The sequence below is a fragment of the Alkalimonas amylolytica genome (assembly GCF_900107845.1).
GTDB classification, from domain to species: Bacteria; Pseudomonadota; Gammaproteobacteria; order Enterobacterales; family Alteromonadaceae; genus Alkalimonas; species Alkalimonas amylolytica.
The window spans coordinates 152823-174479 of record NZ_FNRM01000004.1 but is presented as its reverse complement, the minus strand read 5'-3'; the positions used below and the strand labels follow the sequence as shown (position 1 = coordinate 174479).

General features: G+C 51.7%; 26 protein-coding genes. 6 read left to right on the top strand and 20 right to left on the bottom strand.

Annotated elements, in window-relative coordinates; all coding sequences use genetic code 11:
* Nucleotides 1-19: 19 nt before the first annotated feature.
* Both BLW37_RS09740 and BLW37_RS09735 read right to left on the bottom strand, forming a co-directional pair.
* Nucleotides 20-436, bottom strand: coding sequence for a DUF3429 domain-containing protein (locus tag BLW37_RS09740; RefSeq protein WP_091342322.1), 417 nt, complete (start codon nucleotides 434-436; stop codon nucleotides 20-22).
* Between the two features lie 50 nt (nucleotides 437-486).
* Nucleotides 487-1329, bottom strand: coding sequence for a putative RNA methyltransferase (locus tag BLW37_RS09735; RefSeq protein WP_245785685.1), 843 nt, complete (start codon nucleotides 1327-1329; stop codon nucleotides 487-489).
* A 100-nt stretch (nucleotides 1330-1429) separates the two neighbouring features.
* On the opposite strand from BLW37_RS09735, the gene BLW37_RS09730 reads away from it, so the two are divergent.
* The 5 genes from BLW37_RS09730 to BLW37_RS09710 all read left to right on the top strand — a co-directional run bounded on the left by BLW37_RS09730 (nucleotide 1430) and on the right by BLW37_RS09710 (nucleotide 4361).
* Nucleotides 1430-1756 carry a DUF440 family protein gene (locus tag BLW37_RS09730; RefSeq protein WP_091342320.1) on the top strand — a complete coding sequence of 109 codons (327 nt, stop codon included), beginning with the start codon at nucleotides 1430-1432 and terminating at the stop codon, nucleotides 1754-1756.
* An 80-nt stretch (nucleotides 1757-1836) separates the two neighbouring features.
* Nucleotides 1837-2382 carry a hydrolase gene (locus tag BLW37_RS09725; protein ID WP_091342318.1) on the top strand — a complete coding sequence of 182 codons (546 nt, stop codon included), beginning with the start codon at nucleotides 1837-1839 and terminating at the stop codon, nucleotides 2380-2382.
* 84 nt (nucleotides 2383-2466) lie between these two features.
* Nucleotides 2467-3111 carry an energy transducer TonB gene (locus BLW37_RS09720; protein WP_091342316.1) on the top strand — a complete coding sequence of 215 codons (645 nt, stop codon included), beginning with the start codon at nucleotides 2467-2469 and terminating at the stop codon, nucleotides 3109-3111.
* Between the two features lie 34 nt (nucleotides 3112-3145).
* On the top strand, nucleotides 3146-3706 hold the full coding sequence (locus tag BLW37_RS09715; RefSeq protein WP_245785684.1) for a sigma-70 family RNA polymerase sigma factor: 561 nt from the start codon (nucleotides 3146-3148) through the stop codon (nucleotides 3704-3706).
* Nucleotides 3699-4361, top strand: a complete 663-nt coding sequence (locus BLW37_RS09710; RefSeq protein ID WP_139243697.1) for a hypothetical protein — start codon at nucleotides 3699-3701, stop codon at nucleotides 4359-4361. Before BLW37_RS09715 ends, BLW37_RS09710 begins: the two co-directional genes overlap by 8 nt.
* Here the strand turns inward: BLW37_RS09710 and BLW37_RS09705 are convergent.
* Both BLW37_RS09705 and BLW37_RS09700 read right to left on the bottom strand, forming a co-directional pair.
* Nucleotides 4358-5152, bottom strand: coding sequence for a S1/P1 nuclease (locus BLW37_RS09705; protein WP_091342312.1), 795 nt, complete (start codon nucleotides 5150-5152; stop codon nucleotides 4358-4360). The genes BLW37_RS09710 and BLW37_RS09705 overlap by 4 nt on opposite strands.
* Nucleotides 5153-5156: 4 nt before the next feature.
* Nucleotides 5157-6008, bottom strand: coding sequence for a 23S rRNA (adenine(2030)-N(6))-methyltransferase RlmJ (locus tag BLW37_RS09700; protein ID WP_091342579.1), 852 nt, complete (start codon nucleotides 6006-6008; stop codon nucleotides 5157-5159).
* 103 nt (nucleotides 6009-6111) lie between these two features.
* On the opposite strand from BLW37_RS09700, the gene BLW37_RS09695 reads away from it, so the two are divergent.
* Nucleotides 6112-7017 (top strand): tRNA/rRNA methyltransferase, encoded by a 906-nt coding sequence (locus BLW37_RS09695; protein WP_091342310.1) that lies wholly within the window; start codon nucleotides 6112-6114, stop codon nucleotides 7015-7017.
* A gap of 19 nt (nucleotides 7018-7036) precedes the next feature.
* Here BLW37_RS09695 and BLW37_RS09690 read toward each other — a convergent pair whose 3' ends face one another.
* The 16 genes from BLW37_RS09690 to BLW37_RS09615 all read right to left on the bottom strand — a co-directional run bounded on the left by BLW37_RS09690 (nucleotide 7037) and on the right by BLW37_RS09615 (nucleotide 21452).
* Entirely contained in the window at nucleotides 7037-8263 is a 1227-nt protein-coding gene (locus BLW37_RS09690; RefSeq protein WP_091342308.1) for a sugar phosphate nucleotidyltransferase, read from the bottom strand.
* Between the two features lie 108 nt (nucleotides 8264-8371).
* On the bottom strand, nucleotides 8372-9103 hold the full coding sequence (locus tag BLW37_RS09685) for a LytR/AlgR family response regulator transcription factor (RefSeq protein WP_091342306.1): 732 nt from the start codon (nucleotides 9101-9103) through the stop codon (nucleotides 8372-8374).
* Nucleotides 9081-10214: a sensor histidine kinase gene (locus BLW37_RS09680; protein WP_171907587.1), complete on the bottom strand. Its 1134-nt coding sequence runs from the start codon at nucleotides 10212-10214 to the stop codon at nucleotides 9081-9083. Before BLW37_RS09680 ends, BLW37_RS09685 begins: the two co-directional genes overlap by 23 nt.
* Nucleotides 10207-11445 carry an ABC transporter permease gene (locus BLW37_RS09675; protein WP_091342302.1) on the bottom strand — a complete coding sequence of 413 codons (1239 nt, stop codon included), beginning with the start codon at nucleotides 11443-11445 and terminating at the stop codon, nucleotides 10207-10209. The genes BLW37_RS09680 and BLW37_RS09675 overlap by 8 nt, the downstream gene beginning before the upstream one ends.
* A complete protein-coding gene (locus BLW37_RS09670; RefSeq protein ID WP_091342299.1) occupies nucleotides 11438-12148 on the bottom strand; it encodes an ABC transporter ATP-binding protein in 711 nt (236 codons plus the stop codon). The genes BLW37_RS09675 and BLW37_RS09670 overlap by 8 nt, the downstream gene beginning before the upstream one ends.
* 1 nt (nucleotide 12149) lies before the next feature.
* Nucleotides 12150-13301: an efflux RND transporter periplasmic adaptor subunit gene (locus BLW37_RS09665; protein WP_091342297.1), complete on the bottom strand. Its 1152-nt coding sequence runs from the start codon at nucleotides 13299-13301 to the stop codon at nucleotides 12150-12152.
* A 12-nt stretch (nucleotides 13302-13313) separates the two neighbouring features.
* Entirely contained in the window at nucleotides 13314-14009 is a 696-nt protein-coding gene (locus tag BLW37_RS09660) for a YIP1 family protein (protein ID WP_091342295.1), read from the bottom strand.
* Nucleotides 14002-14256 (bottom strand): superinfection immunity protein, encoded by a 255-nt coding sequence (locus BLW37_RS09655; RefSeq protein ID WP_091342293.1) that lies wholly within the window; start codon nucleotides 14254-14256, stop codon nucleotides 14002-14004. Before BLW37_RS09655 ends, BLW37_RS09660 begins: the two co-directional genes overlap by 8 nt.
* A 161-nt stretch (nucleotides 14257-14417) precedes the next feature.
* Nucleotides 14418-14663, bottom strand: coding sequence for a DUF1653 domain-containing protein (locus BLW37_RS09650; protein ID WP_091342291.1), 246 nt, complete (start codon nucleotides 14661-14663; stop codon nucleotides 14418-14420).
* Nucleotides 14647-15075, bottom strand: coding sequence for a Holliday junction resolvase RuvX (ruvX, locus tag BLW37_RS09645; RefSeq protein WP_091342290.1), 429 nt, complete (start codon nucleotides 15073-15075; stop codon nucleotides 14647-14649). The genes BLW37_RS09650 and ruvX overlap by 17 nt, the downstream gene beginning before the upstream one ends.
* Nucleotides 15075-15632, bottom strand: coding sequence for a YqgE/AlgH family protein (locus tag BLW37_RS09640; protein WP_091342288.1), 558 nt, complete (start codon nucleotides 15630-15632; stop codon nucleotides 15075-15077). The genes ruvX and BLW37_RS09640 overlap by 1 nt, the downstream gene beginning before the upstream one ends.
* Before the next feature lie 60 nt (nucleotides 15633-15692).
* Nucleotides 15693-16646 (bottom strand): glutathione synthase, encoded by a 954-nt coding sequence (gene gshB, locus BLW37_RS09635; protein ID WP_091342287.1) that lies wholly within the window; start codon nucleotides 16644-16646, stop codon nucleotides 15693-15695.
* A gap of 7 nt (nucleotides 16647-16653) precedes the next feature.
* The gene (gene rsmE / locus BLW37_RS09630) at nucleotides 16654-17379 is read right to left on the bottom strand and encodes a 16S rRNA (uracil(1498)-N(3))-methyltransferase (RefSeq protein ID WP_091342285.1); all 726 of its coding nucleotides are present in this window, start codon (nucleotides 17377-17379) and stop codon (nucleotides 16654-16656) included.
* Between the two features lie 106 nt (nucleotides 17380-17485).
* Nucleotides 17486-18586 (bottom strand): PEP-CTERM sorting domain-containing protein, encoded by a 1101-nt coding sequence (locus BLW37_RS09625; RefSeq protein ID WP_139243696.1) that lies wholly within the window; start codon nucleotides 18584-18586, stop codon nucleotides 17486-17488.
* Nucleotides 18587-18730: 144 nt separating this feature from the next.
* A complete protein-coding gene (locus tag BLW37_RS09620; protein ID WP_091342281.1) occupies nucleotides 18731-19399 on the bottom strand; it encodes a PEP-CTERM sorting domain-containing protein in 669 nt (222 codons plus the stop codon).
* A 481-nt stretch (nucleotides 19400-19880) separates the two neighbouring features.
* Nucleotides 19881-21452: an AbgT family transporter gene (locus BLW37_RS09615; RefSeq protein ID WP_091342279.1), complete on the bottom strand. Its 1572-nt coding sequence runs from the start codon at nucleotides 21450-21452 to the stop codon at nucleotides 19881-19883.
* Nucleotides 21453-21657 lie beyond the last annotated feature (205 nt).

The following is a 21657-nucleotide window of genomic DNA, read 5'->3' as shown; positions in this document are numbered from 1 at the left end:
ACCTATGGTGCTTTATTGGCTAGCCACTAAAAATAGCGCCTAAAATCAAGGCCGGCAGAATGGCTGCAGTGAGCACCCCGCGCAATTTTCGATACCAGGCCGGCATCGCCGCTGGCGGGTTCTGGTACTCCCGTAACCAAACCCAGCCAAAACCGGCAGCAAGCACAATCAACGCAGGTTGATAAGGTGAGATCAGTGCCAGCCAGCCAAGCAAAGCTGGCACCACACTAAATACATAACTGCGCCCGGCCTGGGTTTGATCCGGCAGTTGCATCGCCATGCCCCAGTGCACCGCCCCCAAAAAGCTTAAAATGACAGCACCATAACCAATCAGTGCGACCAGCGCCAACTGGCTTTGCGGCCATAACAGCACCGCTATCAGACTAAGATAAAATGGCACAATGCCGGCAAATCCAAGGATGCGGGGGTAGGTCACAGCGTGCTCCTGTTCAAATTATTCTTGCTTCCATACGGCTCAAATTGCCATTAGGATCCGTACTGGTAACTATCAATATAGAAATCGGCTTGTAGTTGCGTCAAGCTTTGGCAAAGTTGTTGTTTTTGTTCTGGCGGAAGTTTCCAACCAAGTGGGGTCATATCCAACAGGCTTAAATAAGCATTAGCGCCCAAATGCTGCAGCATAAAACGGCAGTGCTGGCGCTGCAAGTGCTTAAAGCCAGCCAAGGCTTGAACAGCATCACTGTGCAGCCGTACCTCTTTATAAATCGCTTGTTTAAACTGCAATAAGTGCTCTGGAGCAGCTGTCACCAGCATTAAATAACCACTGGGGCGCAGGCAGCGCTTCACTTCCGCCAGCTCAAAGGGAGCGCACAGTACCAGCATGCCATCAAACTGCTGATCACCATAAGGCAAGGCCTTGGCACTGGCGACACAAAAGGCAATATCCGGGTAGCGCTTTGCAGCCAGCTGAATGGCACTTTTGGAGATATCCATACCAGCAAACTCAGTCGCTGGCAGTGCTGCTTTGAGCTGTGCACTGTAATAGCCCTCACCACAGCCTGAATCAAGCATCCGCACGGGTGCCAAATGCTGCAGCTGTTCCGCCAATGCGCTGACCAGAGGTTGATACGCACCAGACTCTAAAAACTGCCGCCGTTGCTGCAACATGGCTTTGCTGTCGCCCGGTTGCTTCGAGTTTTTATGCTGCACCGGCAGCAGGTTGAGGTAACCCTCTTTGGCGACATCAAAGTGGTGCCGGTTCACACAACGATAGGAGATCTGTTTTGGCTCACTGTGTTCAGGGGTGAGCGGCTCTTGGCAAAGCGGGCAGCGGTACAAAGTACTGGTGTAGGGCAAAGTGCTGGTCATCAGGTTTATCAAAGCAACAACAATGTTGCTATAGTATCAGGCTGTGCCTTAGCGGGAAACTTGCTATCATAACGCCAGAGCAATTCTTTGGAAAATCACCATGACAGAACCTTTGCAGTGGTCGCTGGATGAGCTATGCGACCATGCCTTTGATATTTTTGAAGAGCTGGCCTCAGACAATCTGAGTGCGGCCGATTACACCGACTACCAGCAACTGCACCTGAGCCGCGGCTTTGTCGACTTAAAAACCCCGGATGATAGCTGGGAGGAGCTGTACCCAGTTTCACTGGCCGATGGCGATTACGTTGAAGCCTGGATTGGTTTATCCGCTGAAGCCGGCGAAGCTGATAAGGTACTGGCCCGTTTACTGCTGAATAAAGACAAAGACGAGGCGGAGTGCTTCGCCCAGTGGCGCGGGCAGAGTTAAATCACAGTTACGACCAAGGTCGGCTGGTCATCGGTCGCTGGCTTTGTCACTCTATTCGAATGCTTGCTTAGGAGAACGCTATGTTGATAGATCGTGATCAAAGTCTGGTGCTGCTGATTGATATTCAACAGCGGCTGGCGCCAGCCATTTCGGAAAACCGTGAGGTGGAAAATGCCGCTGCCTGGGTATTGCAGGTTGCGTTGCAGCTGGATGTACCGGTACTGGCTACCGAGCAGTATCCGGCAGGTTTAGGCCACACGGTACCTGTCTTAGCGGAGCTACTGCCCGAGGATGCAGTGCTGGAAAAAATGCACTTTAGTGCCTACAAAGAAACCGCCGTGCGCCAACGCCTGCAGGAGCTGGAGCGCAAGCAACTGATCCTGCTGGGTACCGAAACCCATGTCTGTGTGCTGCAAAGTGCGCTGGACTTGCTGGATGCAGGCTATCAGGTGTATCTGGTGGAGGATGCAGTTGGCTCGCGCGATCCTCTGCACAAACAGCAAGCGTTGCAGCGGATGCAACAAGCCGGCGCCGTCGTTATTAACCGCGAAATGCTGGCCTTTGAATGGCTGGAATGTGCTGGTACTGAAACCTTTAAACGCATTCATCAGGGCTGGATCCGCTAATTTTTTGCTTGTACGCTAAAAAAACTTAACCCCATCTCAACTCCTCCGTCGTCTAAGCAATAACACCATGACTGAGGAGTTTTTATGACAAGCTGCACCTACCCCGAGCAGTTCACTGCTTCCAAGCTGTCCCGTTTTTCACTGTGCACCATCAGCGCTGTCAGCGTTACTTTTGCTTTGTTTTTACTGATGCATCACCTTGTTAAGGCACCAGTTGCTGTGCGCCCACCGTCTGAGCCAAGCATCCCTGTCACTGTCTATCAAACGCCGGATGAGCGACCAACAGTGATTCGGCAACCACTGCCGCCGCGTCAGGACATCATTCAGCCAGAGGTCATGACTTTTCATTCAGAGCCAACGGATCAGTTGGTGGATCTGACCACGCGTTTTACGCCTGGATTTGACGGTTTCAAAGTAGATCCACCCAGCCGGGGTGGGATTGGTATGAGAGATGGTAGTGCCAATCCGTTGGTTCGGGTAGAACCCAGGTATCCGGTAGATGCAGCCCGTCAGGGCATCAGTGGCTGGGTGCAGCTGCGCTTTAGCGTCGATGAGGTGGGGAATGTGCAGGATGTTGAAGTGGTGGCGGCAGAGCCAGCCAATCTGTTTAACCGTGAAGCGATGCGTGCTTTACGGCGCTGGAAGTATCAACCCAAAGTCGTTGATGGCAGAGCCATAAAGCAAACCAACCTGCAGGTACAGCTCGATTTTACGTTGGAAGCCAACTAAGCTGAAAAAACAGACTGGTAAGAGGAGTGTGCCTATGCTGTCGATATCCCTGAGCTGGGCTGGCACCTTGTGTCCGGACCAACTGATGCAGCACTATCAGAAAACGGGTGCCTCGAAATGGTTGGATGGCTTGATCCAGCATTGTGGCGATGATTTGTACCATTTTTTACTACGTCAGTCCGATCCGGCACTGGCGCAGGATATTTGCCAGCAGACCTGGTTGAAAGTGATGGAGAAACGGCACAGCTTTCGGGCAGACAGCCGTTTCAAAACCTGGTTGTTCAGCATGGCCCGCAATGCCTTGTTGGATGAGTTAAAACGCCAGCAGCGCTGGCTATCCTCAACTTGCCCGGAGCAGCTGGCACAACCAGAGATTGAATGTTCTCAATCCTGGCCAGTGGCAAGGCAACAGCGCTTTGAGCAAGCTTTGCGGCTGCTACCATTCCTGCAGCGAGAGGCTTTGATGCTGCAATTGGAAGGGTTTTCAGTTGGACAAATTGCCAGTATTACCAACGAATTGGATGAAACCGTGAAAAGCCGGCTGCGCTATGCCCGTCGTTTTTTGCAGGCGCGTTTGGGAGAGCATGATGAATAAGCCGATACCTTCAGAGCATGACAAATTGCAGTCATTGTATCAACAGGCGAAACAACCCCATAAGATGCCAGCAGCTTTGAAACGCCGACTGATAACAGAGTGCGAAGCCAGGGACAAAAAGCCAGCTGCCTGGCGTAGCTGGTGGCAATTATCGCAGTTGGTGATGGGCTGCGCGGCGATGCTGTTGTTGCTGAGTTGGATGCAGTGGTCGCCTAGCGCTGATCTGTATCAGATTGAACTGGCGGCCAGTGCGGATTACCAGCAGGTGCAGTACCATCGATTGGTAGAACCCAGGGCTATGTTAATTAGCCAGGTTGGGCGTGAGGAGCGGTTGCAGCAGTTGTGGCAACGTCAGCAGGAGCAATTACAACAGGCGAGCTCCATGCACACCCGCATGGCTCAGTTGCAGCAGCAGGAAGCCAACTGGCAGTTAACCATTTGCGATGAGTTGCAACTGAATCTCAGCAAGGAGTTAGTGGCCCAATTGCAACTGGGACAAAGTATCCAATCCTACCGGGGCACACAGTGGGTAGAGTTGGAGCTGGCGGCAAACGGCCAGGTGTTGGCGATCCGAGCTACTGAACAGGTGTTGCACTGCCCGCACACTAAGGCGGGCAGGCGGCCTATCATTCGGGCTTTGGCTGTTGCCGGTTAACTTGCCTCAGGCTCTGACCACAGCTGCTGCAGCAGCCAGGCCAACCTTGCTGCGGCTTGCAGCAACCGGGTTTCGATGGTGTGCTGGTGATGCAACGCATAGTGTTCATCCAGCGGCTTGCCTGGCTGATGTTCTGCATAGATCTGCTGGACGATGGCAACGGACTCATTGGCCCAGTCCAGCACATCGCCTTGTTGCCACTGCTGCAAGTTGGTTTCATGCAGGCGCGGGCGTAACCGGTCGATGCTGGCCTGGTAATCGCGGAATCCCAGTTGCAGCAAGATGCCGGTATCCCAAATGCCATGCAGGTTGCGTACTTCGCCCATAAAAATCACACCGATGTCGTTGCCACCACGGTCAAAGTCGTAGCCAACGTGCAGGGGTTGGTGCAAATCGCCGACAAAATGGCTGAGAAATTTCAGCGACTCGGCCGCTTTGGCCGACTGGCTGTCTTGTTGCAGCAACGCATAGTGCTGTTGAATGGCCGACAGCACACAGCCATAGTCGGGGCAATGATCCATGGTCACGGCCTGATCCTTCCGACTGATATTGACATAATGATGCGGCCTTGCGAAGTCGTATTGTTCCTGACCACGCAGCTGATCAGCCCAGACACAGGCGGGCGGAAAACTGTCAAAATCGGTATGCGCCAACAAGGCGTCCAGCCGTTGTTGCTGGCTGGCAGACAGTTGCTCATAGGCCAGCTCACAAATCATGCGATGACCAATCTGACCAAAAGCCAGGCTGGCGCCGGAAAAGACCAAAAAAACAGTGCAGATTAAAACACGCATCAGGTTAAGCCTCCGCAATCAATTGGGTCACTTGTGACGGGCCGGCATTGCCCAGCTGATGGTGCAGCCAGGGCAGCATTGCCCGGCATTGTTCTGCCAGCAGATAGGGTGGGTTGATCACCAGCATACCGCTGCCAGTCATACCAAAGCCGGTGCTGTCGGCTTTGGGGCACCATTCAATCCGCAGTAAATCTGTTACAGGCAGCGCAGCAACCTGGGCCACAAAACGCTCGATATGGCCACGGTCAATGACCGGGTACCAGATGGCATAGCAGCCGGTGGCAAAACGCTGCAAGGCGAGTTGCAGGCCTTTGACCACATCATCGTATTCGTGGCTAAGTTCATAAGGCGGGTCGATCAAGACCAGGCCACGTCGTGCCAGTGGCGGCAGCATGGCTTTGATGCCAGCCCAGGCATCCATTTTTTCAATCCGGCAGTGTTTGCGTTTGCCCAGGTGCTGGCTCAGCAAGCCATAATCGGTCGGGTGCAGTTCGGTCAACTGCAATGCATCCTGTGGTCGCAGCAACTGGGCAGCAATGGATGGGGAGCCCGGGTAAAACTCCAGCTCGCCGTCCGGGTTTAGCTGGTGTAGCAGGCGCAGGTAACGCCCAACCGGGCCGTCTTCCAGTGTTGTTGGTACCGCCTGGTTAAACAGCACACCTATACCGCTTTGGTACTCGCCGGTCTTACTGGCATGCTCGCCGCTCAGGCTATACAGGCCAGCCCCTGAGTGGGTATCGTGGTAGCAAAACGGCTTGTCCTTGCGCTTTAGATACTCAAGAATGGCAACCTGCACCAGATGTTTCAGTACATCGGCGAAATTGCCGGCATGAAAGCTGTGACGATAGCTGAGCATGGCATACAACCAGTCATAAAAAGGGGGCGATAGCATACTCTGTTCTGGTGGTTTTGTCATGCCAGCTGCTACAATACCGTTTTTATGCATCGCAAGGTTGTATATGTCCGGCGCACCCTCTTCCAAACGTCCTTCTGCTCGCCCGGCCCGAGCAAAGAATGCAAAACCCTGGGCCGATAAATCCAGCAAACAAGCCTCCCCAAAAGCCAAGCGGCCTTCGCAGCCAGCTGCCGCCAGAACAGCGAAAGCAGCGCCTGAGCGTGCGCCTTCGCCAAGAGCGGCCGAGCAAAAAATTTATGGTGAAAAAGCCTGTCAGGTGCTGTTTGCCAGACGGCCGGAAGCCATTATCCGGCTGTATTTAAATGCTGAGCAGGCCCCTAAGTGTGCTGCCATGATGAAGTATCTGGCCAAAGCGAAAAAAGCCTACCATCTGGTCGAGGATGCCGAGCTGGATAAACTGGCCGCCAGTCAGCACCATGGTGGCATCGTGATGCTGGTGCAGCAACCGGAGTCGCTGCCGCTGCATCGTTATTTGCGCCAGCAAAAAGACGCCAACAGTGATTTGATCCTGGCGATGGACGGCGTCAGCAATCCGCACAACTTAGGGGCCATTGCCCGCACCTGTGCTCATTTTGGGGTAAAAGCCATCTTGTTGCCGGAGGCGCAGTTGCTGTATTCGGGGGCGTCGGTACGCACTGCGGCCGGTGGCGCCGAGTTTGTGCAGGCAGTGCACTGTGAAAAGTTACCGGAAGCGCTGCTGCTGTGCCGTCAAGCCGGTTACCAGCTCATGAGCACCTCCAGTCATAAGGGCGAGTCGCTGTACCAAGCGACCTTGCCAGCCAAAGCGGTGATGGTGTTTGGGGAAGAGATGTTTGGTGTCTCCAAAGCGGTGGCACAAAAAGCCGATACCTTGCTGCGTATTCCCGGCACCGATCAGGTTGAGTCGTTGAATGTGAGTGTGGCGGCCGCTTTGATTATCGGCGAGTGGTACCGCCAGCACGGTGGCTAGTGTTCATGCAGAACAAGTCCTAATGCAAGTCATTTAAAGCGCTGATACCAGCCTGACCGCTACTGACAACCACCAGTCCGGACGGCAGCCGTTGGTAGTGCTGGCTGTCGAACCGGGGATTAAAACCAATGCTGCTGTGCCCGGCGATACGGCAGTTCTCAGTGACAATCACGTTGCGCAATTTGCTGTTGGCACCCACCTCGACCTGGCCCATCAGCACGCAATCTTCCAGCTCCGCCCCCTGATGAATACGGCAATGGCTGCCAATGACCGAGTGGCGGATGCTGGCAGCCGAAAGCTCGCAGCCGGCACCAATCAGACTGTCCTGGATACTGCTTTTATCAGAACCGGCAAAATAGCTCGGTGGCATAGGCTCCTTCCCAAACAATGGCCAATGCTCATTGTGCAACCGGACCGCTGGGTTTGGCCCCAGTAAATCCATATGTGCCTGAAAAAATGCGTCCTGGGTACCGACATCCCGCCAGTAATGCTGGCTTTCACCCGGCACCAGGTTGCTGGAAAAATCATACACATAGACAGGCTCTTTCGGATACATAGCCGGAATAATATCGTGGCCAAAATCATGACGGGACAGTATTTTTTTCGAATCCTGCTGCAACGACTGAAACAGGCAGTAACGGTTAAACAGGTAGTTGCCCATCGACACCAACACCATGCCATTGTTGTCGATCAGATGCCTGATTTGGTGGGGCTTAGGCTTTTCGTAAAAGCCGGTAACCCGCTGCTGGCTGTCCATGGCAATCACTCCAAATTGCGGAGCCAGCTCGGCCGGTACCGGCATGGCAGCAATGGTCATGCAGGCTTCTCGCTCCAGATGAAAATCCAGCATCTGGCGAAAATCCATTTTGTACACATGATCAGCACTTAGCACCAACAGGTGAGTAGCCTGGCTGTGCTCAAACTGTTGCAGTTGCTGAAAAACGGCACCGGCGGTGCCCTTGAGTTTACTTTCTCGGGTTTTGACGATATGAATATCGGCCGGGCAACGATGTTTGGACCATTGCTGGTGCAAGTAGTGGTGCAAACCGTCCACCTGGTATTGTCCGAGCACCCACAGCTCATCACAGCCCGAGTTGATGCAGTTGCTGAGTACAAAATCAATCACCCGGTAATGGCCGGCAAAGGCAACGGCAGGTTTGGCGCAGTGGCTGGTCAGGGGCCGCAGCCGACTGCCCTGACCTCCGGCCAGAATAATACAACCCAACCGCTGATGCTGCTGTGCCATGCTGCTACTCCGCTAGTCTGCTGATGATGGAGTTTAGGTATAGCAAAAGCTGGCAGGAATGCTTTGAGCTGCATCATATAAATTGATGATATTTTGTACAGATTGAATTTAAAACGCCGAAAACCATTGCTTGAGTTGTTGTGCCTGGCGCCGGCTTACTTCAATCTGTTGGCCATCATTGAGCACTGCCAGCAAGCTTCCTGCGGCGATGCCTGGTTCAATATGGGCGATGGCGTCAATCCGCACGATATCGGAGCGACTGACTTTAAAGAAATACTCTGGATTTAGCTTTTGTTCAATCCGGGCCAGTGAACTGTGCAAAAAGCTTTTCCCATGCGGGGTATAGACAGCAGCATGATTGCCGATGCTTTCAAAGCGGATGATTTCATGCAGGCGTACAATACGGTTGATGTCGCCAAATTTCAGCAAGATGCCATGCTGTTCGGGCAGATAGTGCTGGTTGCTTGCTGGGTTGCTGGCTTCCGGTTGTTTGTCTGCCTGCAAGCGCTGCATGGTGTGAGCCAGCCGCGCTGGCGCGATGGGTTTGAGCAGGTAATCCACCGCATTCAGGCCAAAGGCATCCAGTGCATAGCTATCATAGGCGGTACAAAACACAAAACGGATCTGGGGTGGCAGGGAGGCGGCCAGCTCCAGTCCAGTTACTTCCGGCATTTGTATATCCAAAAATACCAGCTCTGGTTCTTCTTGTGCCAGTAGTTTTAAGGCTTCTTTGGCGTTGGCTGCCTCACCGATAAGCTGACATTCCGGGTGAGCTTTTAGCAAACGCTTTAATTCGCTGCGGGCCAATCGCTCATCATCAACGATCAGGGTGCGTAGCATAAGGCAACTCCAACGTAAGGTGGAAGAAAGTACTGCTTTGTTCAAGCTCAATCCGGGCTTTGTCGCCATGCATCAGCTGCAGTCGTTTGCGGCAATTGCGTAATCCGGTGCCGGTAGAGCTTTGGTTGGATTGGGCCCCGACGCTGTTGCGCAGCGACAACTGCCAGCTGGCATCAAGCTTTTGGGCGGTTAACTCAATAAAACCTGGTTCCGGATTCGGGCTAATGCCATGCTTGATGGCATTTTCCAGCAGGGTTAGCAGCATCAGGGTAGGCAAGGGTTGCTGCCACAGGCTGTCATCGATGTTTACTGTGAGCTGTAGCCGTTGCTCTAAGCGGATTTGTTCAATGTGCAGATAAGTCTGACACAGCTGCCACTCTTCTTGCAAGCTGCTGGTGGGGCGAAGATGGGCTTGCAAATGCACCCGGAACAGCTCCGATAGCTGGGTCAGAGTATCGGCGGCTTTGTGCTGGTCTTCAAAAATCAACGCCCGAATGCTGTTTAGGGTATTGAATAAAAAGTGCGGGCTAAGCTGGTTGGTCAGCTGCTGCAAGCGGGCTTGCTGCATTTCCTGCTCCAGCGCTTTACGGCTTTGCCGCATCTGCCAGCCCAGGTACACCAGGCTCCAGAACAAAAATAAGCTGAAATGCATCAACCACAGCATGGTGATTAAGGTGGTCAGAGAGAACTGCATTTGCAGGCCATCGACACTGTCTTTATTGACAAGAGTCACTTGCTGCATATTGGTTTCAGCCAGCGCTGGGATAGCGGATGCAAAGGTACTTATCAAAGCCAGTAAAAATGCAGCCAGACTAAGCCAGCCAAACAGCTGGAGCACACCACCTAAGCTAAAGCCTCGCTGGTAATGGATGCGTAAAGGTGGCCGTACCAGGAAGTGACTTAAGACAATAAAACCGGTCGCTTCCAACAGATACCGCGCAAAAAACAGTTGCAGCAACTGCGGCTCTGCATCTTGCAAAAATGGCAGGGTATATATTAAGTAAAACAGCAGGTAAAGCACAAAGGTAAGCGCCTGCCCAAGGCGGTAGGGCTTACTGCTTTGCCAGCACAAGCGCCAGTGTTGCTGCCAGATAGAGGATGGCTTATTCATAACGCAGCGCATCAATCGGGTTTAACCGGGAAGCTTTAATGGCTGGTGCTAAGCCAAAGACCACGCCAATCATGGTCGTAAAGCCAATGGATAACAGGATAGCCCACAGTGGCACCAGTGCTTCTGGCATCGCCGGCAGCATAAGACCAATAAAACTGGCGATACCTGCACCCAGGGCCAAACCGATAATCCCACCAAACAATGACAGCACCAGAGCTTCAACTAAAAACTGCAGCAAAATGAACTGGGGCGTAGCACCCAACGCTTTGACGATACCGATCTCACGGGTGCGCTCTGTCACAGAGACCAGCATGATGTTCATGACCCCAATGCCACCAACCAACAAGCTGATGCTGACCACACCACCTGCTACCAGTGTAATGCTGCGGGTAATGCTGTTGAACTGGTCGATCATCCGTTCGGCACTAATAAACTCGAAGGGATCCGGATCGTCGGGCGCCAGTTTATGTCGCTGTCGCAGGATGCTGCGCATTTGTTGTTGCACCTGCTCAGGATTGGCTCCGGCGGCAGGACGAAATAAGATATCAATGTTGCGGGCGGCCCGCTCGCCATTCAATGCCCGAATGGTACTAAAGGGGGCAATGATGTAATTGTCCTGATCGAAGCCAAACAAGCTGCCACGGCTCTCGGCGACGCCAATAATTCGGAACCAGTCGCCCGATAAATTAATGAACTCGCCAACCGGGTTGTCGGGTAAATCCAGCTTTTGGATCAATGAACTGCCGATAAAAGCAACCCTGCGTCTGCGATCATCATCACTGCTGGACAAAAAGCGTCCGAGCTCCGGATACACCCGCACCACATTTTGGTAGCTGCTGTCGGTGCCAATGATTTGGGTTTGAGCACTGTTACGGCCATAGTGTACCTGGGAGCCCATGCTAAAGGCTTGCATGGTGGCCGTCATATCCTCGACTTGAGAGACCCGGCTTTTTAACGTCAGAAAATCATCATGGTGCAATCGGTTGAACTGTCCAAGCATTTGCTGGTTGGTGGGGGTGTAGGCGCGTAAGGTCACCATATCGCTGCCTAAATCATCCAACTGGCTGGTAATGCTGTGGCTAAGCCCCTGCATAATGGCCACCACGGTAATCACTGCGGCAACCCCGATAATGATTCCAAGGGTGGTAAGGGCACTGCGCAGTGCATGTGCGCGGATAGAAGCAAAAGCTGCTTTGGTGCCTTCAAAGCTGGCATGAAGCAGTTTAAACATGCAGTTGCGCTCCCTGATTGTTACGAATATCCTCGGCCACCTGACCATCGACCAGCCTGATCACGCGCTGACAATGTTCGGCAATGTCTTGCTCGTGGGTCACCAGAATGATGGTATGACCTTCCTGATGCAGCTGATCAAACAAGGCCATGATGTCTTTGGTGGTTTTGCTGTCAAGGTTACCGGTGGGCTCATCACCCAGCAAAATGCGGGGCCGGGTGACCAGTGCTCTGGCAATGGCAACCCGCTGGCGCTGGCCGCCAGACAACTGGTTGGGAAGATGCCCGGTTTTATCGGCCAGGCCAACGCGTTGCAAGGCTTCAAGTGCCATGGCTTGCCGGGTTTTGTTGGGCATCAGCCGATACACCAAGGGTTGCATCACATTGGCCAGTACCGTGGCGCGGGGTAACAGATTGAAGCTTTGAAAGATAAAACCAACGGCTTCATTGCGCAGCTCTGCCAGTTCAGTTTCATTCAGGGTGGCGACATCGTGTTCACCCAACTGGTACTGACCTGAGGTTGGGGTATCCAGGCAGCCCAGTACGTTCATCAAGGTTGATTTTCCAGAGCCGGATGGGCCGATAATGGCCACGTAATCGTTTTCTGCAATGCAAAGGTCAATATTGCGCAAGGCATAAAACATTTCGTCTGCCATCAGGTAACTTTTATTGACCTGGTGCAAACGGATCACATTGCGGGCCATGTTAATACTCCTGCAGGGTGGCTCGGATGCGGCTGCCATCCTGAATGCGCAGCAGGGTACGGGCAGGGCCAATAATGACTTGTTCACCCAGGCTTAAACCGGACTGAACTTCCTGAGCAATGTCGGTAGCCAGCCCCAGCGAGACGGAGCGTTTGCTGGCCTGGCCATCCACTACTGTCCAGACAAAGCTCTGGTCTCCGTCCTTTTGCACGGCGGCAATAGGGATTTGTAAACCAGTCTCTTGCTCTGAGGTAATGATCTCAGCCCGACAGCTCATGCCCGGGTATAGCGCGATATCGTCAGGCTGCAGCAATACTTTGACCCGAAACGACAAGCTTTGGCTTTGATTCATGTAGCGGGCTGAGGTAGCAATCTGAATCACTTCGCCAGGGATAGCCTGATGCGGGTAAGCCGCCGCAAAGATCTCTGCCCGTTGCCCAAGGTGCACATTGGCAATATCGGCTTCATCAACCCGTAGTTCCGCCAGAATGGCACTGGGATCAGCCAGGGTCATCAAGGGTGAGCCAATAATGTTGGTACTGCCGGCAATCACGGTTTCGCCGGGTTTGATATCGACGGTGGACAGCAAGCCGGCAATGGGCGCCCGGTAAATGGTTTTACTAAGATTGTCTTCGGCCATAGTGAGGCTGGCTTTGCCTTGCTCAAGCGCCGCTTGGGCTGCGGCTACATTGATATGAGCAATATCCAGCTGACTTTGCAGGCTATCGATGGTTTCCTGCTGCACCAGACCACTTCTATGCATTTGCTGTTGACGGGCGAACTGGCGCTCAAGATCCGCCAGCTGGGCTTTAGCGCGCTTAATATCAATGTGCTGGCTGCGCACCAGAGCGCGGGTTCTGCTGACATCGGCTTCAAAGGCGGTAGGGTCCAATCGCATCAGAACCTGGCCTTTTTCCACCGTTTCGCCTTCGTCCACCAACACTTCCAGCACCCGCCCAGTGACCTCAGAGCGGATCTGGATTTGGGTATTAAACTCCAGATTGCCGGAAGCCAGAATGCTATCGGCCAAGGCACCTTCGGTGACCAGAGCGGTGGTCACGCTAATGGCTTGTTGCGACTGGCGGTACTGACTGAGCGCAATCAGGGCTACCAGGGTTGCACCAATCAATAGGATGAGCAGCAATTTTTTCATCGTCGTTCCCGGTTAAATAAACACAGCCCAGAGGCCGAAAATAACCAGCAGTGGTAAGAACGCAAGCACCAGGCTCTTGACCATGGAGTAGCGGCTCCAGCAGTGCAGGCCTATGGCAAACAATACGGTGATCCACAGGTAGATTAAGTTCAAGCTCTCTGCCCAGGTGTACCAGGCTTGTCCAGGCTCCAGCCCTAACAGCAGTTGGTTGACTGACAAGTAATTTGCGGTATCCAGCGGCATGTTCGGGTTGCTGCTCATCGCAATCAGTACCATCAAACCCAACATATTCAAAATGCCTGGCATGTTGCTCCAAACGGCCATCGCATACCAGTCACCATAAGGGCGTTTTTGCCCCGGATTGCCAACCAGCATCAAATAACCGGCCATGATCGCCAACATAATTGGGGTCATTACCAGGATGCCCCCAACAGTAAAGATGCCAGTTTTATCCGCCATATGCCCCATTAAAGCGCGGCTTTCTTCAATCTCTGCTGGTGTCATGTTATGCGACACGGCGGCTAGCTGCTGCTCTACAATCCACTCCGGGCTCATGCCAGCATAAAACCACCACATACCGAGCGCGCTTATTAAAATAATCAATAAAAACGCCAGCCAGCTCCAGCCCTTTTTATCCGGCAAGGCATTAAATAGTTGCTTGGGGGCTACATAAATATCCACTAATCCATGCGCGGCAGATTTACTCATGGTGTTTACTCCGTGTTGATTCGATTAATTTCCCACTGAGTGCAACGCCAATCAGCGCGCACCAGGCAATGACAGAAAAACCGGCCGGGATATTGGCCAAAGCGATTTTGCCAAGATGTCGACGGTTAAAGGCAACCGCTAACAGGGTTGGAACAAAATAAATCGCTAAAAACAGCGGCACAAACCAGATCAAAAAGGTCAGATTACTTTGTTGCAGTGTGTGCGCCCATTCGGTTGTATCAAACATAACACCCTCCAGACCATCAGCTAAGTTGAAATATGTAACGATCTTTTACAATCGCTGTTGTCGATGTCGGGGAGCATAGCAATGGCGAGGCCATGAAAAGCAAAAAAGATGATAAGTGGCAAAATAGCGGGATTTTCGGCAAATCGGCTAGGGGGAGGTGTTTATTGCGGCAGGGTATCGCCCAGATAACGAAAACGAGGGATCAAAGCACCTTGGTGTGATACCTGTTCACAAAACATTGCAAGCGGCCGTGCCCACAGAGCGCGATCACCATAAAGCGGCCGGTAAATAACCAGCCATTCTTCGGTTTCGCTGTGGCGGGCTAGATCCAGCACCTGATAGTAAGGGCCTTTGTAGTGCTGGTAATAACCGGGTTTAATGAGGGGATTGTCAGGCTCGGTTTTCATACCAGCTCTCAAAAATCAGCACGGCCGATACGCTATCGACTTTGTCTTTACTGAGGTTACGAAAACCGCCTTCGGCAAAGAGTTGCTGCCTGGCGTCGGCGGTGGTCAGGCGTTCGTCATGCAGCTCCACCGGCAGGCCAAAGCGGCCATGCAGCCGGTTGGCAAACTTGCGGGTGCGCACGGTAAAGTCCTGCTCCGTACCATCCATATTCAGTGGCAAGCCAACCAGCAATAGATCGGGCTGCCATTCTTTGAGTAGCTTTTCAATCTGGTTCCAATCCGGAATACCATCGCGTGCTCTCAGGGCTGCCAGCACACTGGCGCTGCCGGTCAGTTCCTGACCGATAGCAACGCCGATGCTTTTGGTGCCGTAATCAAAGGTTAAAACCGAGCGGTGTTTATCCGTGCTCATTAAGCATGCCCTGCAACGCTACTAAGTTGCCAGGTTTCGATGCCCATTTTCTTGGTAGCCGCTTGCCATTTGTAAGCATGGGCCAGGTCAAAAATGATGCTGCTATCGGCCGGGATCACCAGCCAGGAGTTGTCAGCAATTTCCTGCTCCAGTTGGCCAGCTACCCAGCCAGCATAACCAAGCGCCAGTAAGAACTTGTCTGGCCCTTGCTGGGTGGTAAGCTGTTGCAGGATATCTTTCGAGGTGGTGATCATCAAATCATCGTCCAGTCGCATGCTGCTCATATAGCCTGGTTGCGCCTTGTGCAGCACAAAACCGCGATCTGCCTGCACCGGGCCGCCGGCACAAACGGCTTGTTCTGTGATCGGGTTTTTCGGATCAAACTCGATATCCAGTTGTTGCAGTAAATCGCCTATGGTGGCTTTTAGTGGATGATTGATGACGATGCCCATGGCCCCGTCTTCATTGTGTTCACAGATATAGGTGACGCTGCGTTGAAAAAACGGGTCCTGCAGCGATGGCATAGCAATCAAAAAGTGATGCTCAAACGTATTCATGCTGCGCTCCTTATTCGCTACCAGCCAACCTAATTGTTGGCTGGGAACAGACTAGGTACTTCATTGACCGAGCAATTGTTCAATCGCATCAAACAGCTGACCGGTGATATGCACGGGAGCTTCGGCTTCAATTTCCCGCACACAGGTGGGGCTGGTTACATTGATCTCTGTAAGTTTATCACCAATTATATCCAAACCTACAAAAATAAGTCCTTTCGCCTTTAAGGTGGGGCCAACCGCTTCGGCAATGGCCCGATCGCTGTCGCTGAGCGGCCGTACTTCACCACGGCCACCGGCAGCCAGATTGCCCCGGGTTTCACCCTTGGCAGGGATCCGTGCCAGTACATAAGGGATTGGCTCGCCATTGACCATTAAAATGCGTTTGTCACCTTCTCTGATGGCTGGAATAAACTGCTGCGCCATGGCATAGCGGCTGTTGTGAGCGGTCAAGGTTTCCAGCACCACGCCAACATTCGGATCATCGGCTTTCAGCCGGAAAATCGAGGCACCACCCATGCCATCCAAGGGTTTGATAATGACATCCTGGTGCTCTTGCCAGAAGGCTTTTAGCCGTGCTGAGTCGCGACTGACCAGAGTTTTCGGCGTGTATTGGCTAAACCAGCTGGTGTAGAGTTTTTCATTGGCATCGCGCAGGCTTTGTGGCTTGTTGACAATCAAACAACCTTGTTGCTCGGCCAGCTCCAGCATGTAGGTGGCATAGATGTACTCGGTATCAAATGGTGGATCTTTGCGCATCAAGATGGCGTCTAAATCGCCCAAGGCGATATCTTGCTCCTGACCAAATTGGTACCAGTTGGTTGGGTCTTCCTCCACCATCAGCAGCCGAGTTCGGGCCCGGGCCTGACCTTCCAGCACGTACAAATCCGCCATTTCCATGTAATGAATGGTGTAGCCACGACGCTGGGCTTCCAGCAGCATGGCGAAACTGGTGTCTTTTTTGATAGTGATGTCCGCAATAGGGTCCATCACAATACCAATACTAAGTGCTGTCATAAGATCCTCAGGCGAGATCGCCAAATTGCAGCTGCAGGGCACTGATGGCCGTTAGGGCAGCTGTTTCGGTTCGTAATACTCTGGGGCCAAGCCGGATCCCCAGGTAACCTGCTGCCAGCGCAGCTGTCATTTCCTGTTCACTAAAGCCACCCTCCGGGCCTATCATCAGGCGGATGCTATCGGCTGGCGTTAATGTCTTAATGGTGTCGCTGGCCCAGGGATGCAAGGTCAGTTTCAAATCTTTTGTCGGTTCGGCCAGCCAGGCCGCGAACGGCAATGCTGGCAGGATCTTAGGGACCAGGCTGCGGCCCGATTGCTCGCAGGCAGAATGGACAATTTTTTGCCATTGTTGTTGCTTTTTTTCCAGCCGCTCGCCATCCAGTTTGACACCGCAACGTTCAGAGAATAGCGGTGTAATACTGCTCACGCCCAGTTCCACAGCTTTTTGGATGGCAAAGTCCATGCGATCGCCTCGCGAAATGACTTGTCCCAGATGCAAGTTAAGGTTGGACTCGGTTGGATTTGACGATGATCCCACAACAGAAACCAGTACCTGTTTCTTACTAACGTGCTCAATGCTAGCCGCATAGTTATTGCCATCGCCATTGAAGAGCTGCAAGGCATCGCCTGGTTGCATCCGCAGCACCCTACCGACATGAGCGGCCGCCTCGTCAGGCAGTGTTATGGAAGAGGTGTTCAGTGGTAGGTCGACAAAGATTCGGGGTATACGCATAGAATGCCATGATTAGGGACTATCACTCTATGGTAGCAATTTGCAGGAAATTGCCAAAGAAAAACCCGCCGCAGCGGGTTTGGTTGTACTGTAAAAATTTCCGACATTAACGGCGAAACAGGCGCAGTGCTACTAGTCCTAATCCCAGAATGGCCAAGGTGGCTGGAGCTGGGATCTGAGAGGTTTCATCGAAAGGATCCCGCGCCCAGACACCAAAGTTCGAGATGTCAACGACGTTAGTACTCTTAGGGTTCATTAAATCCTGGGTGTTAAAGGTGCCGTAAAACTCATAAGGTGTTAAAAAATCAAAGACAGGGTTGTTGTTAGTTACGATCTCATTGAAGAAAATCGACAGGAAATCGAAATTGTATACCGCCCAGTCATTGGCCGCTTTTAAGAAAAACGCCAGGTTATCGAAAGTGGATCGCCCTTGCAGCACCTCTTGCACACGCTCGACAATATCGCTGGAGGTGATTAAAGACCAGGTACCTTGACGACATCCTGTACCATCATCGCAGATGAAATTAATGTTTAGTACTTCAGATATATTCAAAGTACCACCAGGACCGATTATTTTGTTGTAATCTGAGGAGAAAGAGGTACCTGAGCGATTGAAGTTGCCCAAATGGATCCAGCCTGGATCGGAATATTTATCAGGATCACCAAATGCATCTTTGGCTGTACCCAGATCAAGAAACTGATCTTGTGAAACAAAGGTATCTGGTGCCAGGTAACCATTTTCGCCATTCAGCAAGCCATCGTACAGTTGGCCAATATTGGGGTTGGCATTGTTGTAACTGCTGATGTTTAATGGTGTATTGTAAACGCCAGAGCAGGCGGAGGCCTGATAACCACCGGCTTGGCTTAATAAGTTTGTTCCGCCACCCAAAGCTCTGACTTCCGTCAGAGTCACGCTGGAGTTGGAGCATGCCCGGATAGGGGCTGCCATAGTTGATGTTGAAATCAGCAGTAAACAACTTGCGGCTAAACCCAAGGCTAATGTTTTCATAATCCTTTCCTTGTACTTTTCGTCTGCCGGGCCAGACTTACTTGATAACCCGGATTTACTTCCTTTAAAGCTATGACGATTCATACGCAAAAAGCAGACCAAAAATTTTTTCTTATATAGATTAGTGAATTGCGATATATGACTGAGTTTTGCCCTGAGCAAATGTAAACAAAACCGACATAAGCTACCAGAAAGCATAAAAAAACCTGGCACAGCTGACTAATGCCGATCAGTTAAGAAGTTTTCATACTGAAATGCCGCTCACCTTAAGTGAACGGCATTACGCCAGGGGCGGGTTAAACTCAAAACGGTATGTTAAGACCTTCCAGGTATCTGCGAAGCTTAACTAAAGCGTCGCATAGCGGCAAAGCCAAACAGGCCGGCACCGAACAGCCACAGCGTCATTGGTTCAGAGATCGAGGTTGTTGGGGTATTGTAGGAATAAATGACCTCTGCACCACAAGCACCAGTGGTTACCTGATTGGTATCAATGTTACCGCCACCACCAGTGAAACCTGAGCTTGATAGAGTATTACAATTTACCGTAAAGCTACCGGCACCAACAAAGGCTGCGATATCCATAGGATCAGTGAAAGTGAAGCTGTAAGCTCCTTGCTCAGTGTTTGTTCCTAAATCTAGTTGTGTGCCACTGGCTAGAGTCGCAAAGCCATTAGTGGTTGCCAAAGTAGTGATGAAGGTGGGTGCAGGCAGCGTGATGTTATTTGACAGCCCCAGAATGTCAAAGAAAAAACTCAACTGAGACAGATAGCTGAAAGTTTGTCCGTTGGAGGCCTGGTTGTCAAGGATGGTCGAGCTGATGGACTCACCCAAAAGATTCAGCGTGACAGATGTCAGGTTGCCAAGCGCATCATCAAACATCGATAAGCTGCCGGTTTGCTGAATTTCAGTTGTCTCGTGCGCATTGAAAAAATCAAATGAAATAGGTGAAGCCTGAACTGAGCCAACTGAAAAAAGACCGGCAGTTAAAAGCGCTACTTGTAACTTCTTCATAAAATAGTATGTCCGTATGAAATTGTGATCACTTGCTCTGTAGCAGAGCGGCTTTTTAGTAAATTAATCGTGTTTGCACGATTCAGCTGGCCTGATTTACAGCTTAATTATATCTGGCTGCAGCGCACCAGTGCTAAACACGGTCTCAATTTAGGCAAAAATAATGCCAATCATAAATATTTTGTTAAAGTTCAATAAAATCAAGTGATTATATTTTTTGGGTGTGTTTTTGTACCGACAGCTGTTAAATGGTGTGACAATGTATCTGATTGTTTTTTAAGCAGTTATAGGGGCTGGTAGGCTTCGAATAGTTGCTTTGGGGCATGAACGTTTTATTTTTGTACAAAACAAGGGTATTTGTATATGACAGGATAAATGAGTAGCTGCCAGCTATTTGTTTCTCCTGTAAAAATAGCTGACAAAGTCATAAAAAGTAAAAAGCCCTGTCAAACAGACAGGGCTTGCATTAGCGGTTGAATGATTAGCCAGCCGGGAAACTATGGCTGGCACCGACACCAAGCGGGATATCAAAGCCCCAGAACAGCAACAGGAAAGCGGTCCAGCAGATCAGTAAGGTCACCGTAAAGGGCAGCATTAAGGATATCAGCGTGCCAATACCACTGTTTTTAACATACTTCTGGCAGAACACTACGATCAGTGGGAAGTAAGGCAGCAGTGGGGTAATAATGTTGGTACTGGAGTCACCCACCCGGTAGGCGGCCTGGGTTAGATCCGGTGAGACACCCAGTTCCATCAGCATGGGCACCATGATAGCGCCAATCAAGGCCCACTTGGCGGAGGCTGAGCCGACCATCAGATTGACAAAACCGGTCAGCAGCACAATACCAATTAAAGTAAAGCCCATTGGGAACGCCATTTCTTTTAACCAGTTGGCACCTTTAATGGCCATTAAGGCTCCCAGGTTAGACTGACCAAAAGCATAGATAAACTGAGCACAGAAAAAGGCCATGACGATGTAATAGCCCATGCCACTCATGGCTTTACTCATCCCTTCGACCACATCGCGATGGCTGCGCACTGTGCCAGCGACATAGCCATAGACCACACCAGGGATTAAAAAGAAAATGAAGATTAAAGAGACAATAGAACGCATCAGTGGCGCGGCAGCATCCGCCAGTTCACCGGCGTCACTGCGCCAGGCAGAACCTTCTGGTAGCGCAGAAATAACCAGTAAAACAAAAGCCGCCACCATTGAAAAGGCAGCCCATGCCAAGCCTTTTTTCTCACGGTTGGTCAGTTCATCCATCACTGGCAGGTCGGCCGCATCAGCATCCACTTTGGTATTTTTCAGCCGAGGCTCAATGACCTTGTCAGTCAGGAACCAGCCAACCAGAATCACTAAGAAGGTAGAAGCGGTGGTGAAGTAGAAGTTATTCAGCGGGTTGATCACCAGATCAGCGGCTGCCGGGTGCGCCGACAAATTCACCGCTTCCTGGGTAAAGGCGGCCAGCATAGGGTCCAGGCTAGACGGGATAAAGAAAGTCGCTGAAAAGCCACCGGAGACGCCAGCAAAGGCGGCTGCAATACCGGCCAGCGGGTGACGACCAGCGGCATAGAAAATCACGGCACCGAGAGGAATAACCAAGACATAACCGGCATCGACCGCCACGTGGCTAAGAATACCAACAGCAATCAGCACTGGGGTAAGCAGCATTTTTGGTGTAACACTCAAAATAGAACGCAGGCCAGCGTTGATAAAACCGGTGTGCTCAGATACCCCTAAGCCCAACATAGCGACCAACACAATTCCCAAGGGGGCAAAAGTAACGAAGGTATTGACCATACGTGAGGTAAACTCAGTGAGTGAGCTGCCTGCCAGCAGGTTGGCAATTTGAATGGAATCACCGGTGCGTGGGTCAACTTCATTGAAGCTCACCCCGGACAGTAGCCAGGAGGCGACCCAAACAAACACCATCAAAAGGGCAAATAAAATAGCCGGATCGGGTAGCTTGTTCCCGACCACTTCAATCGCGTTTAGGGCGCGATTGAGCATGCTCTGCTTTTCAGCTGGAGCGGCCTGTTGTGCGGACATAGGTTTTCCTTGTAATTTTTATGGGGCGAGCGTGCGCCGTGTTCCCCTGAAGCTTCTATTTTTACAGCGGTCTGAACATCAGTACTCAGACAAGGCTGCCTTATCATACACAAAAAACAGCTGGGTGAAACCGTTGTTTGGCTGCCATGCGCAGGAACCAGGCCAGAAAAAAGGAGAGCCTGAGCTCTCCTTGATTGCAGCCTGA